The following is a 16,105-nucleotide window of genomic DNA, read 5'->3' as shown; positions in this document are numbered from 1 at the left end:
CCTGTCATCTGTGCTTCATCCGCCCATGCTTTAGTTTTCCTTTTGCTGTGCAGAGGGAAAGCCATGAGCCACTTCAACCCCGGCCGTCGCCGGGTGATTCAGGGTGTCGGCGCCGGCCTGCTGTTGCCGGGGCTGGCACCGGCGGTGATCGCGTCGGTCAAGGACCGGCCGCAGTTGACCGATGGCGTGCAGTCCGGCGACTTGCTGGGCGACCGCGCCATGATCTGGAGCCGCTGCGACCGCCCTGCACGGATGGTGGTCGAGTGGGATACCCGCAGCCTGTTCAGCAACCCGCGCCGATTCATCTCGCCTTTGGCCGACAGCCGCAGCGACTTCACCGCCCGCGTCGAGTTGACCGGGCTGCCCGCCGACCAGGCGATTTTCTACCGTGTGCAATTTGAGGACGCGCAGACCGGCGTGGCCAGCGAGCCCTGGTTCGGCCACTTGCGCAGCGTGCCGCAACAGCGCCGCGATATCCGCTTTGTGTGGAGCGGCGACACCGTCGGCCAGGGCTTCGGCATCAACCCGGACATCGGCGGCATGCGCATCTACGAAGCCATGCGTCTGCGCCTGCCGGATTTTTTTATCCACAGCGGCGACACCATCTACGCCGACGGCCCGGTGCCGGCGCAACTGACCACCGAAAGCGGGCGTATCTGGCGCAACCTCACCACCGAGGCCAAGAGCAAAGTCGCCGAAACCCTGGATGAATACCGTGGTAACTATCGCTACAACCTGATGGACGAAAACGTGCGCCGCTTCAATGCCCAGGTGCCGCAGATCTGGCAATGGGACGATCACGAAGTGGTCAACAACTGGTCGCCTGGCAAGCAACTGGACGAGCGTTACCAGACCAAGGACATCACCACCCTGGTGGGCCGCGCACGCCAGGCCTGGCTGGAATACGCGCCGATGCGCTTGCAGGGCGCCGACCAGGGCGGGCGCATCTACCGCAAGCTCAGCTACGGGCCGTTGCTCGATGTGTTTGTACTCGACATGCGCAGCTATCGTGAGGCCAACGATGACAACCTGGGCGCTGCCAAGCCGTTTCTGGGGCGGGCGCAATTGGACTGGCTCAAGGGCGGACTCAAGGCATCGAAGGCGCAGTGGAAGGTGATTGCCGCCGACATGCCTATCGGCCTCGGCGTGCCCGACGGCGAAGTCAGCCCCGGTGTGCCGCGCTGGGAAGCGGTGGCCAACGGCGACCCTGGCGCGGCCCAGGGCCGTGAGCTGGAAATTGCCGAGTTACTCGGTTTCCTGCGCGCGCAACAGGTGCGCAACCATGTGTGGCTGACCGCCGATGTGCACTACTGCGCGGCGCACCACTACCACCCGGACCGGGCGGCGTTCCAGGATTTCGAGCCGTTCTGGGAGTTTGTCGCGGGGCCCTTGAATGCAGGGAGCTTCGGGCCCAATCCGCTGGATAAAACCTTTGGCCCGCAGGTGGTGTTTGAAAAAGCCCCACCGGCGCAAAACACGTCGCCGTTTGCCGGGTTCCAGTTTTTTGGCGAGGTGCAGATTGATGGGCAAACGGCGGAGCTGACGGTCACGTTGCGCGACCTGGATGGCGTGTCGGTATTCGAACAAAAACTCCAACCCACCTGACCTGAAATGCGCCCAAACCTGTGGGAGCGGGCTTGCCCGCGATTGCGATAGATCAGCCAGCCAATCGGTTACTGACAGACCGCCATCGCGGGCAAGCCCGCTCCCACATTTGGATGTGTGCGTGTCCAGAGATCGTAGACATCCCGCCGTTTGTGGGCTCCCAGTCTTCTTGATTTGGAGTGCTCCCACATTTTGATGGCTGTAGGTCAGTAGACATCCCGGCGGTAGCGGCCCTGTTCGATAAGGCGTTGCACCGCCTCGCTTCCCAGAACATCCACCAACACCTGATCCACCCCGGCCGCCATGCCCTGCAAACTCCCGCAGACATAAATCGCTGCGCCCTCGGCCAGCCATTTACGCAGTACATCGGCGGATTCGCGCAGGCGGTCCTGGACGTAGATTTTCTCGTCTTGATCCCGCGAAAACGCCAGGTCCAGCAACGCCAGGTCGCCACTGGCCAACCAGCCTTGCAGCTCGTTCTGGCAGTGGTAGTCATGGGCGATGTTGCGTTCGCCGAACAGCAACCAGTTGCGCTGCTGGCCATCGGCGATGCGCGCCTTGAGCAGGCTGCGCAAGCCGGCCAGGCCAGTGCCGTTGCCCAGCAGAATCATTGGCACAGGCTCCGTTGGCAGATGGAAGCCGCTGTTGCGCCGCAACCGCAGGCTGATCGCGGCACCCAGCGGCGCGTGCTCGGTCAGCCAGCCCGACCCCAGGCCCAGGCTGCCGTCAGGGTGGCGTTCCTGGCGCACGATCAGCTCCAGCACGCCGTCGCTGGCAATCGAGGCGATGGAGTATTCGCGCATGCCCACTGGCACCAGTGCCTCCACCAGGGCCTGGGCGTGCAGGCCGACCAGATGGGAGCGGTTGTCCGGCAATTGGCGGCTGGCCAGCACCTGTTCCAGGGGCCGCGCCAGGCCATCGACAAGCACTTCGTCCGTGCCGGCGATGCCCAGGCCATCGAGGAAATGCTCGACGGCCCACGGGCAATGGCGTGGCAGAATTTCCACCAGGTCGCCGGCCAGCCAGTCGCGCGGGGCGGGCGGGTTGAGGCCCAGCAGGTAGACACCCGTGCCGCTGCTGTCTGGGTTGAGCAGGGTACGCCGGCTCAGGGTCCAGCTTTCATAGTGGGCGCTGGCCCAGGCGGCCGGTGCATGGCCGGTGATCTGCCCCAGTTGGTGTTGCCAGTGCAGCAGGGCCTCCTGGTCGCCGCTGTCGACTTCGACCGGGGCGAACAACGCGTTGCCGCCCTGGTGGGTTAGCCAGAAGTGCAGGCGCCGGGCAAAGCCGCAGAAGTGCTGGTATTGGCGATCGCCCAGGGCCAGCACCGAGTAGTTCAGGCCCTGGAGAGAAAGGTCGCGCCCCAGCACGCTGCGTTCGAAGCCGCGCGCGCTGTCCGGTGCTTCGCCATCGCCGAAGGTACTGACCACAAACAGTGCGTGTTCCGACTGGCGCAAGTCCTCTTCGCTGACGCTGCCCAAGGGCTGGACCTTCACCGGCAACCCGGCGGCCTGCAACTGGCCGGCGGTCTGCCAGGCCAGTTGCTCGGCAAACCCGCTCTGGCTGGCGAAACCGATCAGCCAGGCCGGTGCATCGCTGTGGTTCTCGCCCAGGCCTTTACGGGCATCGCGCACCTGGCGCTTTTTGCGGCGGCGGTCCAGGTACAGCAACCAGCCGGTAATAAAGAACAGCGGCATGCACAGTGCAGTGACGGTAAGAATGATCCGCCCCACCAGGCCGAAATAACTGCCCACATGCAGGGCATAGATGCTGGTCAGCAGCTGCGCCTTGAGGCTTTTGTCGCCATAGCGCTCGACGCTTTTGACGACGCCTGTGGCCGGGTCGAGGTTGATCTGGTTCAGCGCGCGGTCATGGGGCGAGCTCTGCAACAGGTAGTAGACCGTGGCCGGTTGCCCGTCGACAGGTGGCATACGGATGTTGTAGGCGCTCAAGCCCGGGCCGGCAGTGCTGTAGATGCTGCTCCAGATTGCCTCGTAATTGGCGATGGGCGCCGGGCCCGCAGGCGCCGGGCCGCGATTGCGCACCCGCTCGTTCTGCGGTGCATCGGACAGCAGCCGGGTCAGGCCTTTGTTGTACCACTCGTAGGACCAGGACAGCCCGGTAAGCGCGGCCAACAGATAGAACAGCAGGCACCAGGTGCCGAACACCGAGTGCAGGTCCCAGTTGAAGCTGCGGCCTTTCTTGCGCCAGTCCAGGGTCAGCCAGGCACGCCAGCTCGCCACCTGGCGCGGCCAGCGCAGGTACAGGCCGGAAAGGCAGAAGAAAATCAGAATCAGCGTACAGGCGCCGGTGATTTGCCGGCCGGTGTCACCCATGGCGAGGAAGCGGTGCAGTTGCAGCATCAGGGCGAAAAAATCCTGGCCGACGGCGTCGCCCAGGTAGTCGCCGGTGTACGGGTCGAAGTAGCGCATCTGCCCCCGGCGCTCGCCCGGTGGCGGGGTGAAGAACACGCGGGCAGCGTTGCCGCTTTCGCTTTCTACCCACAGCATGGACACGGCCTTGCCTTCGGTGGCTTCGAGTTTGCGTACCAGTTCAGCGGGCGGCAGCACCCCGGCGGGTTGTTTTTGCACGGTCAGTACCGTGGGGTTGAGCGCCCGCAGGATTTCATCCTGGAACGAGTACGCGGCCCCCGTAATCCCCATCAATGCCAACACCAGCCCGGCGGTAATGCCGAAAAACCAGTGCAACTGGAACAGGGTTTTCTTCAACACGTCGGACGGCCTCGCTGAGCTGGATATGATTTTTACGGCGCGCATTATGCCGTGGGTGGTCGAGAAACTTTCTTTTTTACAGACGAAAGCCCCGGGCAGCCAATGCGCGGGGCTTTTGCATGAAACGTCTAGCGCCTTAGAAGTGGAAGCTGGTGGTCAACAGCGCGGTACGACCGGCTGCCTGGTTGGCGAAGTGCGCGCCATAGGCCTTGTCGTAGTAGGTCTTGTCGGTCAGGTTTTGCACGTTCAATTGCAGGTCGACGTTTTTGGTCAGCTTGTAACTGGCCATGGCGTCGTAGCGGGTGTAGGACGGCACGTAGACGGTGTTGGCCGGGTCGCCGTAGACGTCGTCCACATAGAACGCGCCGCCACCGACGGTGAGTTTCGAGGTGATGTCATAGGTGGTCCACAGGCTGAAGGAGTGCTTCGGCGTGTTGGGCATTTCGTTGCCTTTGTTGGAGCCCGCAGTCACCACGCCTTGGCGGTTGCCGTTTTTGCCTGGGTCCACCAGCTCGCTTTTCAGGTAGCTGTAGCCGGCGAATACCTGCCACTGCTCGGTGAGTTTGCCGCTGGCGGAAAGCTCCAGGCCATCGACCCGGGATTCGCCGGCATTTTCATAGGTGTTGGAGTTCACCAGGATGCGCGCGTTTTTCTTCTCGGTGCGGAACACGGCAGCGGTCAGGGACAGGCGGTCGTGGAACAGATCCCACTTGGTGCCCAGCTCGTAGTTGACGGTTTCTTCCGGCTTCATGTCGCTGGTGTTGATGCCGGTTGGGATGGCGTTGGAGTCGACACCTTCACCCACCAGGCCGCCAGCGGGCGAGGCCGAAGTGGCATAGGAGGTGTAGATGCTGCCGTTTTCCATCGGCTTCCAGACCAGGCCGGCCTGCCAGTTGAAGAACTGGCTGTCGTCTTTGAGCTTGGTACGGCCGGTGGCTGCGTTGGTGTTGGCGACGGTGTCGAAGGTGTCATAACGCAGGCCAACGTTCAGCAGCCACTGTGGATCGAGCTCGATGGTGTCGAACACGTACGCGGCGCGGCTGGTGGCCTTGGTGTCGGTGCCCATGTAGTTGCGGGCGACGCTGCCGGTCCAGGCATCGTTTGGGTTCGGGTTGCCCAGCGAGGTGCATTGGCCGCCGCTGTTGCCGACCTTGCCAGGTGTGCAGCCGCCGGTAGGGTTGCTGTTAGGGCTGACGGTGTAACCGCTGACACGGGTTTCTTCCCCGGTAAATTCCAGGCCGGTGGAGTAGCTGTGCTTGAAGCCCAGGGCCTGGAAGCTGCCAAACAGATCGGTCTGGTTGGTGGTGGTCGTGGTGGTCGACACACGGCTATTGGCCCGGCGCCAGACGGTGCCGAACTGGTTGACGTTGAGTTTGCTGTCGTCCGGCTGAGTGAGGACGTAATCCTGACCCGTACTGCCATGACGCAGGGTGTTCTTGATCGTCATGTTGTCGTTCAGATCGTGCTCGATGGAGAACGTACTGATATCGGCGCGGGTCTTGCGGAAGTCGCGATCCTTGAGGCCGTAGAAGTTGCTGCTGTCGCCGCCGTCGGTAGGCTTGTCGTGACCATGGGCGGTGGCTGCGGCGGAGCTATAGCCATAAGGAATACCCGAATCCGGCAGGTCGTTGCTTTCCATATGGTAGTAGCTGAGGTTGACGCGGGTCGGGGTGCCCAGGCCAAAGGTCAGCGACGGTGCCACGCCCCAACGGTCGTAGTTGACTGCGTCGCGGCCGGCCACGTTCTGTTCGTGGCTCATCAGGTTCAGGCGGAACGCGGCGCTGTCGAGGAACTGGCGGTTGACGTCGAGGGCATAGCGACGGGTCTGGTCGGAGCCGTAGGTAAAACCGCCGTTGAGGAAGTCCCGTGCTTGTGGGGTTTTGCTCACCAGGTTGAGGCTGCCACCGGCCGAGCCACGGCCACCGAACGAGGAGTTGGGGCCCTTGCTGACTTCGATGGACTCGATATCGAAAATTTCCCGGCTCTGGCCGCCGGTGTCACGCACGCCGTCCAGGTAGGTGTCGCCCTGGGCATCGAAGCCGCGGATGAACGGGCGGTCGCCCTGGGGGTTGCCGCCTTCGCCAGCACCAAAGGTAATGCCCGGCACGGTACGCAAAGCGTCCTGCAGCGAGGTGGCGGCAGTGTCCTTGAGTACCTGCGCCGGTACCACGGTGACGGAGCGCGGGGTGTCGACCAGCGGCGCGGTGTATTTCTGCGAAGAGGCGTTTTCGGTCTGGTAGGAGGTCGCGTCCTGTTCCTGGCCGGTGATGCTGGTGGCTCCCAGGGAAATGCTGTTGCGCTCGCCTTTTTGTTCGGTCTCTTCGGCCGCTTGCGCCATGTGGGCCACGGAGCTGGCGCTGATGGCCACGCCAATGGCCGAGGCCAGCAAGCGCGGTGAACTGTTTGGTGTTTTTGTAATGTGGCGCGACATGAAATTCCCTACCCCAAGGATGTTAGGGCGCGAAATATATTGTAAACAATTATGCATAGCAATTGAGAGGCATTGCTATTTGCATTCTATTTACAAAATTTACACTTCGGGAGTTACGGTTTTTGCGGGCTCATACGTCTGCCCGTCGGATCAGGGTTTTACAGCGCCAATAGTAATCAATACCATTGGCGCCCCTCTGCTCTCAGGTAACGCCCCATGCTGCTGCATATTCCCGGCCTGTTCTCCCGCGACGAGGTATTGCGCATCCGCGAAGCCCTGGAGCAGGCGGACTGGGCTGACGGCAAGATCACCGCCGGTCATCAGTCGGCCAAGGCCAAGCACAATCTGCAATTGCCGGAGGGCCATCCACTGGCCAAGGAAATCGGCGCGGCCATGCTCGAGCGCCTGTGGCAAAACCCGCAGTTCATGTCGGCTGCGCTGCCGCATAAAGTCTTCCCGCCCCTGCTCAATTGCTACACCGCCGGCGGCAGCTTCGACTTCCATATTGATAACGCCGTACGCCAGCCCAAGGGCAGCCACGAGCGGGTACGCACTGACCTGTCCTCTACGCTGTTTTTCAGCGACCCGGATGAATACGACGGCGGCGAACTGGAGATCCAGGACACCTTCGGCCTGCAGCGGGTCAAGTTGCCGGCCGGTGACATGGTGCTGTACCCAGGCTCCAGCCTGCACAAGGTCAACGCCGTGACCCGGGGCGCGCGCTATGCCGCGTTTTTCTGGACCCAAAGCCTGGTGCGCGAAGACAGCCAGCGTACGTTGCTGTTCGAAATGGACGGTGCGATCCAGCAACTGAGCCGTGACGTACCGGACCACCCGGCGCTGATCCAGCTCACCGGCACCTATCACAACCTGTTGCGTCGCTGGGTCGAGGTCTGAGCATGGCTTTTCACTTGCGCCGCGAAGAACGCCTCGACGGCGAACAACTGCGGGCCATGCTCGACGAATCACCGGCCCGCGCGGCCCAGGCGATCCTGATGGCGGCGAAGGAGGGCGTGCTCGATGCCCAGGCGCTACTGGGGCAAATCCTCCTGGAAGGGCGCGGGATCGAGCGCGATGAAGCGCTGGCCCTGCGCTGGTTCCGGATCGCCGCACAGGGCGGCCACTTGATGGCGCGCAATATGGTGGGGCGCTGCCTGGAGCATGGTTGGGGTTGCGCCGCCAATGAGCGGGCGGCTGCCGGGGAGTACCGCCAGGCGGCAGAAGCCGGGTTGGATTGGGGGCTGTACAACTACGCCAACCTGCTGGCCACCGGGCGCGGGGTGACGCAAGACCAGCAGCAGGCACTGGCCTGCTATCGCCAGGCTGCCAAACGGGGGCATGCCAAGTCGATGAACCTGTTGGGGCGTTACCTGGAAGAAGGGCAGTTCTGTGCGCAAGACGTGCCCGCAGCGCTTGAGTGGTATCGCCGCTCGGCGCAAGGTGGGGATTTTCGCGGGCAGTTCAGTTATGCGGCCATGCTGGCTGAGCATGGGCAGATCGAAGCGGCGCTGGAGTGGTTGCACAAGGCACTGGAGGGCGGGAATCTGAAGTTCTTGCGGGTGGCTCATAAAGCGCTGGCAGCGGCCAATGATCCGCAGATTCGCGCCATGGCCGATGCCTACCAACAACGCGCAGAGGAATTGCAGGAGCCGGCAAGCCGGCTCCTACGGGTTCAGACGTAGAAGGATTTCAGCGGCGGGAAACCGTTGAATTCAACTGCGCTATAGCTGGTGGTGTACGCACCCGTCGACAGCCAGTACAGGCGGTCACCAATGGCCAGGTTCAGAGGCAGGCCGTACTTGTAGTTTTCGTACATGATATCGGCGCTGTCGCAGGTAGGACCGGCGATCACCACTTCTTCCATCTCGCCCTTTTTCTCGGTCCAGATCGGGAACTTGATGGCTTCGTCCATGGTTTCGATCAGGCCGGAGAACTTGCCCACATCCGTGTACACCCAACGCTCGACGGCGGTGCGGGATTTGCGGGCGACCAACACCACTTCACTGACCAGGATCCCGGCGTTGGCGATCAACGAACGGCCTGGTTCCAGGATGATTTCCGGCAGCTCGTCACCGAAGTCTTCCTTGAGGAAGCGGATGATTTCCTCGGCGTAGGTTTCCAGGCTGTTGGTGCGGGTGATGTAGTTGGCCGGGAAGCCACCGCCCATGTTGATCAGCTTGAGGTGGATGCCGTCTTCTTCTTTCAAACGCTCGAAGATCACCTTGACCTTGGCAATGGCGGCGTCCCACACGCTGATATCACGCTGTTGCGAACCCACGTGGAACGAGATGCCGTAAGGCACCAGGCCCAAATCGCGGGCGAGGATCAGCAGGTCCATGGCCATGTCGGTCTGGCAGCCGAATTTGCGCGACAAAGGCCAGTCAGCCGTGGTCGAGCCTTCGGTGAGGATACGCACATAGACTTTCGAGCCCGGCGCGGCCTTGGCGATGTTGCGCAGGTCGGCTTCGGAGTCGGTGGAGAACAGGCGCACGCCCTTCTCGTAGAAGTAGCGGATGTCCTTGGATTTCTTGATGGTGTTGCCGTAGCTGATACGGTCGGCGCTGACGCCGCGGTCCATGACCTTGTCCAGCTCGTAGATCGAGGCGATGTCGAAGCTCGAACCCTTGTCTTTCAACAGGTCGATGATCTCGACAGCCGGGTTGGCCTTGACGGCGTAGTACACCTTGGCGAATTCGAAACCGGCGCGCAGGTCATCGTAGGCCTGGCTGATCATCGCGGTGTCGATCACCACGAACGGGGTTTCTTGCTTGTCGGCGAACGCCTTCATTTTGTCAAAAGTGGCGCGCGCGAAATAATCTTCGACGTTGATCGACATGCTGGGAACTCCTAAGGGCAAACTGAAATTAACAATGGGTGCAAATGAACGTCCTCCGTATCCCCACTTTGGTTCGCCTACTTCCCAAGGCATGTCGCCGAAAGCAAAAAGGCCATGGGATAAGCTTCCCTTGGCCTTGCTGTCTCGTCGTCAGTACTTGAGCCGGATGGATCGTTTCCAGCATGGACGTTCGGCGCGAACTTTAGGGCGTGAGGGGCTTGAGATCAACTAAAAATGTCGCGTTTTTGCACGCGTTCGTCGCGTGACCCAGTTCAGCTACTTATGTAACCGACCGGTGTGACGGATTGATGTTCCCCAATGAGGAGGAATCAGGCTATTTCCTGACACCCAGCAGAACTAAATGCGGGAGCGGGCTTGCTCGCGAAGGCGGTGGGTCAGCACCCATTCAGTGACTGACACACCGCTTTCGCGAGCAAGCCCGCTCCCACAATTTTGACCGAGTGGTCTCAGGCCAGTGCGGTCTCGGCAGGCGACACAATACTGGTCTTGCCCCCACGGGACTTACCAGAGCTCAGGTACTCGGCAATCGACTCCTGGGTCACTTCACCCAAAAACACCCGCTCGGCATCCATCACCGGCAGCCACGAGCGGTTGAACTCGTACATGCGCGACAACAGGATGCGCAAGTGCTCGTCAAACGCCGCCGTGGCGTTGAACTCGCGCAGGTATTGGGCGCAGGTACCCGTCTGACGATGCAGGTCGCGACGTCGTACATAACCCAGCGCCTTGTTCTCGGCGCAGGTGACCACCACATAGCGGCGGTCATGCTCGTCCATCAGCTCCAGGGCATCGGCCACCGGGGTTTCCGGGCTGACCGACGGGGCGTTGTCCGCCGCGTCTTCGGCCTTGACCAGCAGCAGGCGCTTGAGGGTGCTGTCCTGGCCGACAAAGTTGCTGACAAACTCGTCGGCAGGATGGGCCAGCAGAGTGTCCGGGTGGTCGATCTGCAACAACTTGCCGGCGCGGAAGATGGCGATTTTGTCGCCCAGCTTGATCGCCTCGTCGATGTCATGGCTGACCATGATCACCGTCTTGTTCAGCGCGCGTTGCATCTCGAAGAACTCGTTCTGGATCATCTCGCGGTTGATTGGGTCGACCGCGCCGAACGGCTCATCCATCAGCAGCAACGGCGCGTCGGCCGCCAGGGCGCGGATCACGCCGATGCGCTGTTGCTGGCCACCGGACAGCTCGCGCGGGTAGCGGTGCAGATACTGCTTGGGTTCGAGCTTGATCATGCTCATCAACTCGCGGGCGCGGTCGTGGCATTTCTGCTTGTCCCAGCCCAGCAGCTTGGGCACGACCACGATGTTTTCCTCGATGGTCATGTTGGGAAACAGGCCGATCTGCTGGATCACGTAGCCGATATTGCGGCGCAGGGTCACTTCATCGAGGTCGGTGGTGTCTTCGCCGTTGATCAGGATCTTGCCCGAGGAGGGCTTGATCAGGCGGTTGATCATCTTCAGCGTGGTGCTCTTGCCGCAGCCCGAGGGACCGAGGAACACGCAAATCTCGCCTTCATTGACAGTCAGGCTCACGTCGTTAACGGCGGTGACAGTCTTGCCGTTGCTTTGGAAGGTCTTGGACAGGTTTTGAAGTTCGATCATTTGAGCAATCCTTTTGGAGTCAGCGAGCGTTGCAGCCATTGCAGAAGCAGGTCGGCGAAGATGGCCAGGAGACTGACCAGCACGGCGCCAACGATCAGCATCGACATGTCGCTGCGGCTGATGGAAGCCAGAATAAGTACACCCAGGCCACCGGCGCCGATGGTGGCGGCAATGGTCATTACACCGATGTTCATCACCACGGCGGTGCGCACCCCGGCGAGGATCACCGGCACTGCAATCGGCAGCTCGACCATGCGCAGGCGCTGGCCGAAGGTCATGCCGATGCCTTTGGCGGCTTCGCGGATGCCCGGCTCGACGCCGGTCAGGGCCAGGTAGGTGTTACGCATGATCGGCAGCAGGGAGTAGAGGAATACGGCGGTGATCGCCGGCATCGGCCCCAGGCCCTGGCCAAATTTGGAGTAGAACGGCAGCAGCAGGCCGAACAGGGCAATCGATGGCACCGTCAGCAGCACCGTGGCACTGGCTTGCAACGGGCCGGCCAGGGTCGGGAAGCGGGTCATCAGCACGCCCAGGGGCACGCCTACGACGATCGCGAGGATCACGGCGATCCCGACCAGGGTGATGTGCTGCCAGGTCAGGTGCAGGACTTGGGCCCAATCAAGATGGGAAAAGGCGTTCAGAAATTCCATGTCTTCTCCTCTTTTAGTTGAGTGGGTGCTGGCGCAGGAAATCAGCGGCTACAGCCGATGGGCTTTCATGGTCGACGTCGACCCGCGCGTTCAGCTGGCGCATGGTTTCATCGTCGAACAGCGCTGCCAGTGGCTTGAGGTCGGCGGCCAATTGCGGGTGGGCATCCAGATAAACCTGACGCACCACGGGGGCTGCGGTGTAATCCGGGAAGTAGTGCAGGTCATCTTCCAGCAGCTTCAATTTGAAGGCATTGAGGCGACCGTCGGTGGTGTACACCAGGCCGGCAAATACCTGGCCATTGCGCAAGGCGGTGTAGACCAGACCGGCGTCCATCTGCCGGGTGTTCTTGCGGGTGAGGTTCATGCCGTACAGCTTGACCATGCCGGCCATGCCGTCGGAACGGTTGGCGAACTCGGTGTCCAGGGCCACCAGGCGGTTTTCATGGGTTGTCTCGGCCAGCGCCTGGGTCAGGTCGCTGATGGTGTTGATCTGCGGATACTCCTTGGCCACGTTTTCCGGCAGGGACAGGGCGTAGGTATTGCTGAATTTCGACGGCGACAGCCAGACCAGGCCTTTTTTTGCGTCGAGTTCTTTAACCCGTGCGTAGGACTGTTCGCTGTCGAGCTTCTCGTCCACATGGTTGTAGGCCACCAGGGACACGCCGGTGTACTCCCAGATCAGGTCCAGTTGCCCGCTTTCCTGGGCACTGCGCGCCAGGTTGCTGCCCAGGCCGCCGGTCACGCGGGTGTCGTACCCCTTGGTGCGCAGGTACTGGGAGGTGATTTCGGCGAGCAGGGTCTGTTCGGTGAAGACCCGGGCGCCGATGCGGATCACCGGTTTTTCAGCAGCTTGCGCAATGCCTGCAAACAGCAGGACGCAGCTCAGTATCAAAGTCAGTTTTTTCATGTGAATTCCTTTGCCAAGCCTTAAGACGGACGCAACCCGCGTTCCAGCCAGAGGCGGCTGGCCATGGTCACCAGACCGTCAAGCAGCAATGCCAGCAGCGCGGTGCACGCGGCGCCGAGCAGCAATTGCGGCTGGTTGTTCAGGGCGATGCCGGGGAAGATCAGGCTGCCCAGGCTATTGGCGCCAATCAGGAACGCCAGCGGTGCGGTGCCGACGTTGATTGCCAGGGCCACACGTACGCCACCGATAATGATCGGCACGGCGTTGGGCAATTCGACGCGAAACAGCACCTGGCGTGGGGTCATGCCGATGCCGACGGCGGCTTCCTTCAAGGAACCCTGCACGTTTTTCAGGCCTTCGTAGGTATTGCGCACGATGGGCAGCAAGGAGGCGAGGAACAGGGCGAAGATGGCCGGGCCACTGCCGATGCCGAGGACGCCGAGGGCGATGGCCAGTACGGCCAGGGGAGGGACGGTGTTGCCGATGTTGAAGATCTGCATGAAGCGTTCTGCGCGCCCGACCATATTCGGTCGGCTGAGCAGGATACCGGCGGGGATCCCTACGATCAGGGCAGCCAGCATGGAGACAAGTACAAGAATCAGGTGAGCTTGCAGGTAAAACAACAAATCGTCGCGGTACAGTTCGATCGTGTTGATGCCGATCCAGTGGACCAGCAGGGCCAGGAGAGCGACGACAACCGCTCCTCCTATCAGCCCTTTGCCATAGCGAATAGCCACAGGCGGACTCCTTTTTTCTTTTGTCGGCGAACACATTTCCGAGCGGCAATGCCATTCCTGGCTGTCGGCGAATATGTTCGCGAAAAGCAGCTCGCCGATACCGGCAACGCGGTATGCGACCAAGCCATGAGCGCAGCCTCGTCAGGCTAACTTGCTGATTTTTCAGCCCCTGTTCCGAGTGCGGTAGCAGGGGAGTGGACGTCTCTACCTTTTAAAAGGTTCCATACTTGGCAGCATTTAGCCACCCCCCAATCGGGTGAACGGTGGTCCGGCTCCCTGGGTTTGCGCTATACTCGCCGCCCTTTTTTGACTCACCTGCCAGGCGATTTCCCATGACCCACCAGGCCGCCGAAGTCGCGAAACGCCGCACTTTCGCCATTATTTCCCACCCCGATGCCGGTAAAACCACCATCACCGAAAAGCTCCTGCTGATGGGCAAGGCGATCGCAGTGGCCGGCACGGTGAAATCCCGCAAATCCGATCGCCATGCCACCTCTGACTGGATGGAGATGGAGAAACAACGGGGTATTTCCATTACCACGTCGGTCATGCAGTTCCCCTATCGCGACCACATGGTCAACCTGCTCGACACCCCGGGCCATGAAGACTTCTCCGAAGATACCTACCGCACCCTGACCGCGGTGGACTCGGCCTTGATGGTCCTCGACGGCGGTAAGGGCGTCGAGCCACGCACCATCGCGCTGATGGACGTGTGCCGCCTGCGCGATACGCCGATCGTCAGCTTTATCAACAAACTCGACCGTGACATCCGCGACCCGATCGAACTGCTGGATGAAATCGAAGCCGTCCTGAAGATCAAGGCCGCGCCGATCACCTGGCCGATTGGTTGCTACCGCGACTTCAAGGGCGTGTACCACCTGGCCGACGACTACATCATTGTCTACACCGCCGGCCACGGTCACGAACGCACCGATGTGAAGATCATCGAGAAACTCGACTCCGATGAGGCCCGCGCCCACCTGGGTGACGAGTACGAGCGCTTCGTCGACCAACTGGAACTGGTGCAGGGCGCCTGCCATGAGTTCAACCAGCAGGAATTCCTCGACGGGCAACTGACCCCGGTGTTCTTCGGTACCGCCCTGGGCAACTTCGGCGTCGACCACGTACTGGATGCGGTGGTCAATTGGGCACCGAAACCACTGGCGCGGGTTGCCAACGAGCGTACCGTGGAGCCGGTTGAAGAGAAATTCAGCGGCTTCGTGTTCAAGATCCAGGCGAACATGGACCCCAAGCACCGCGACCGTATCGCCTTTATGCGTATCTGCTCCGGCAAGTACGAAAAAGGCATGAAGATGCGCCACGTACGCACCGGCAAGGACGTACGCATCGGCGACGCCCTGACGTTCTTCTCCTCGGAGCGTGAGCAACTGGAAGAAGCGTTTGCCGGCGACATCATCGGTTTGCACAACCACGGCACCATCCAGATCGGCGACACCTTCACCGAAGGCGAAGCCTTGAGCTTCACCGGTATCCCGCACTTCGCCCCGGAACTGTTCCGCCGCGTACGCCTGCGCGACCCGCTGAAATCCAAGCAACTGCGCCAAGGTCTGCAGCAATTGGCGGAAGAGGGCGCCACCCAGGTGTTCTTCCCCGAGCGCAGCAACGACATCATCCTCGGCGCCGTGGGTGTGCTGCAGTTCGATGTGGTGGCCAGCCGCTTGAAAGAGGAATACAAGGTCGAATGCTCCTACGAGCCGATCACCGTGTACTCGGCACGCTGGATTGATTGCAGTGACAAGAAGAAGTTGGAGGAGTTCTCCAACAAGGCCGTGGAAAACCTCGCCATCGACGGCGGTGGCCACCTGACCTACCTGGCGCCTACCCGGGTGAACCTGGCGTTGATGGAAGAGCGCTGGCCTGATGTGAAATTCCGTGCGACCCGCGAACACCACTAAGGGTTAGCGGTATAAAAAAAGGCGGAGCTGTGATGGCTTCGCCTTTTTTTGCGGTAGATTACCGGGTGTTGGGGCCAACTTTAAGTTGTTTAAGGGACAGTTCAGCACCGGCCATTAGCGTTTCAACTTGTGCGGCTATTGCATCTTTGACAATGGCTTCGCCCACATCAGTGATTTCCTGGTCCTTTATGTAGTTCAGGCTCAAAAACAATAAGTGCATGGCAACATCCATCGAACTTTGAAATGCCAGCAATGTATTGTTTTTCCCCAGTTCATCGACCACCCTTCCCCAACGCAGGTCGGATTCAACCTGCAAGGCCTTGAACTCCATCAGCGACACGTCGCCGTCCTCGTAGATATCAGACAGCAGCTTTTTCAGAGATTTTGAAATTTCTCTCATGACAGTTCTCGCAAAGAATATAGGAAGTTGTAGCTGGCGGACTTTATTCTTCTGAGATTGCGTTGCGCAATTGCGGAAACATGGTAGTTACAAGTTGCGGAAAGTTTGCTTTGTTGGTGGGCGATAGTGCTGTTTTTAATGTCGGACTTGTCGTTGGTTTGCTCGCGAATAAACGGTAATTGCTAACGCTTAATTAAAGGTAACACCCACTGGTGGCGAGGGGATTTGTCCCCTCGCCAAAGTGTCCAGATACAGCTGACTATTCAAAG

12 protein-coding genes are annotated in these 16,105 nt (G+C 60.9%); 4 read left to right on the top strand and 8 right to left on the bottom strand.

What is annotated here, in order from left to right; all coding sequences use genetic code 11:
* Nucleotides 1–63: 63 nt before the first annotated feature.
* The gene (locus HU773_RS23780; RefSeq protein ID WP_057958414.1) at nt 64–1,605 is read left to right on the top strand and encodes an alkaline phosphatase D family protein; all 1,542 of its coding nucleotides are present in this window, start codon (nt 64–66) and stop codon (nt 1,603–1,605) included.
* Between the two features lie 206 nt (nt 1,606–1,811).
* On the opposite strand, the gene HU773_RS23775 is transcribed toward HU773_RS23780, so the two are convergent.
* Both HU773_RS23775 and HU773_RS23770 read right to left on the bottom strand, forming a co-directional pair.
* Entirely contained in the window at nt 1,812–4,334 is a 2,523-nt protein-coding gene (locus HU773_RS23775) for a PepSY domain-containing protein (protein ID WP_186625300.1), read from the bottom strand.
* A 136-nt stretch (nt 4,335–4,470) separates the two neighbouring features.
* Nucleotides 4,471–6,765, bottom strand: coding sequence for a TonB-dependent receptor (locus tag HU773_RS23770; protein WP_186625298.1), 2,295 nt, complete (start codon nt 6,763–6,765; stop codon nt 4,471–4,473).
* Nucleotides 6,766–6,981: 216 nt separating this feature from the next.
* Here HU773_RS23770 and HU773_RS23765 point away from each other — a divergent pair, with 216 nt between their 5' ends.
* Together HU773_RS23765 and HU773_RS23760 are read left to right on the top strand one after the other, a co-directional pair.
* Nucleotides 6,982–7,662 (top strand): Fe2+-dependent dioxygenase, encoded by a 681-nt coding sequence (locus HU773_RS23765; protein ID WP_057441033.1) that lies wholly within the window; start codon nt 6,982–6,984, stop codon nt 7,660–7,662.
* Nucleotides 7,663–7,664: 2 nt separating this feature from the next.
* Nucleotides 7,665–8,447: a tetratricopeptide repeat protein gene (locus HU773_RS23760; protein WP_186625296.1), complete on the top strand. Its 783-nt coding sequence runs from the start codon at nt 7,665–7,667 to the stop codon at nt 8,445–8,447.
* On the opposite strand, the gene HU773_RS23755 is transcribed toward HU773_RS23760, so the two are convergent.
* The 5 genes from HU773_RS23755 to HU773_RS23735 all read right to left on the bottom strand — a co-directional run bounded on the left by HU773_RS23755 (nt 8,438) and on the right by HU773_RS23735 (nt 13,556).
* Complete coding sequence (locus tag HU773_RS23755; protein WP_032861941.1) at nt 8,438–9,601, bottom strand: type III PLP-dependent enzyme; 1,164 nt, start codon at nt 9,599–9,601, stop codon at nt 8,438–8,440. The genes HU773_RS23760 and HU773_RS23755 overlap by 10 nt on opposite strands.
* Before the next feature lie 467 nt (nt 9,602–10,068).
* Nucleotides 10,069–11,226, bottom strand: a complete 1,158-nt coding sequence (locus HU773_RS23750; protein ID WP_104910916.1) for an osmoprotectant ABC transporter ATP-binding protein OsmV — start codon at nt 11,224–11,226, stop codon at nt 10,069–10,071.
* A complete protein-coding gene (locus HU773_RS23745; protein ID WP_027604864.1) occupies nt 11,223–11,876 on the bottom strand; it encodes an ABC transporter permease in 654 nt (217 codons plus the stop codon). Before HU773_RS23745 ends, HU773_RS23750 begins: the two co-directional genes overlap by 4 nt.
* Nucleotides 11,877–11,889: 13 nt before the next feature.
* Nucleotides 11,890–12,783, bottom strand: a complete 894-nt coding sequence (locus HU773_RS23740) for a glycine betaine ABC transporter substrate-binding protein (RefSeq protein ID WP_169989526.1) — start codon at nt 12,781–12,783, stop codon at nt 11,890–11,892.
* A gap of 20 nt (nt 12,784–12,803) precedes the next feature.
* A complete protein-coding gene (locus HU773_RS23735; RefSeq protein ID WP_233092015.1) occupies nt 12,804–13,556 on the bottom strand; it encodes an ABC transporter permease in 753 nt (250 codons plus the stop codon).
* Between the two features lie 296 nt (nt 13,557–13,852).
* On the opposite strand from HU773_RS23735, the gene HU773_RS23730 reads away from it, so the two are divergent.
* Nucleotides 13,853–15,436, top strand: a complete 1,584-nt coding sequence (locus tag HU773_RS23730; protein WP_169989525.1) for a peptide chain release factor 3 — start codon at nt 13,853–13,855, stop codon at nt 15,434–15,436.
* Between the two features lie 58 nt (nt 15,437–15,494).
* Here the strand turns inward: HU773_RS23730 and HU773_RS23725 are convergent, their stop codons facing one another.
* Nucleotides 15,495–15,836 carry a hypothetical protein gene (locus HU773_RS23725; protein ID WP_057958422.1) on the bottom strand — a complete coding sequence of 114 codons (342 nt, stop codon included), beginning with the start codon at nt 15,834–15,836 and terminating at the stop codon, nt 15,495–15,497.
* Nucleotides 15,837–16,105 lie beyond the last annotated feature (269 nt).

Source organism: Pseudomonas shahriarae, from assembly GCF_014268455.2.
In the GTDB taxonomy this organism is placed as follows: domain Bacteria; phylum Pseudomonadota; class Gammaproteobacteria; order Pseudomonadales; family Pseudomonadaceae; genus Aquipseudomonas; species Aquipseudomonas shahriarae.
Note: the sequence above shows the minus strand (reverse complement) of the source record. Positions and strands in the feature narration are given on the sequence as shown.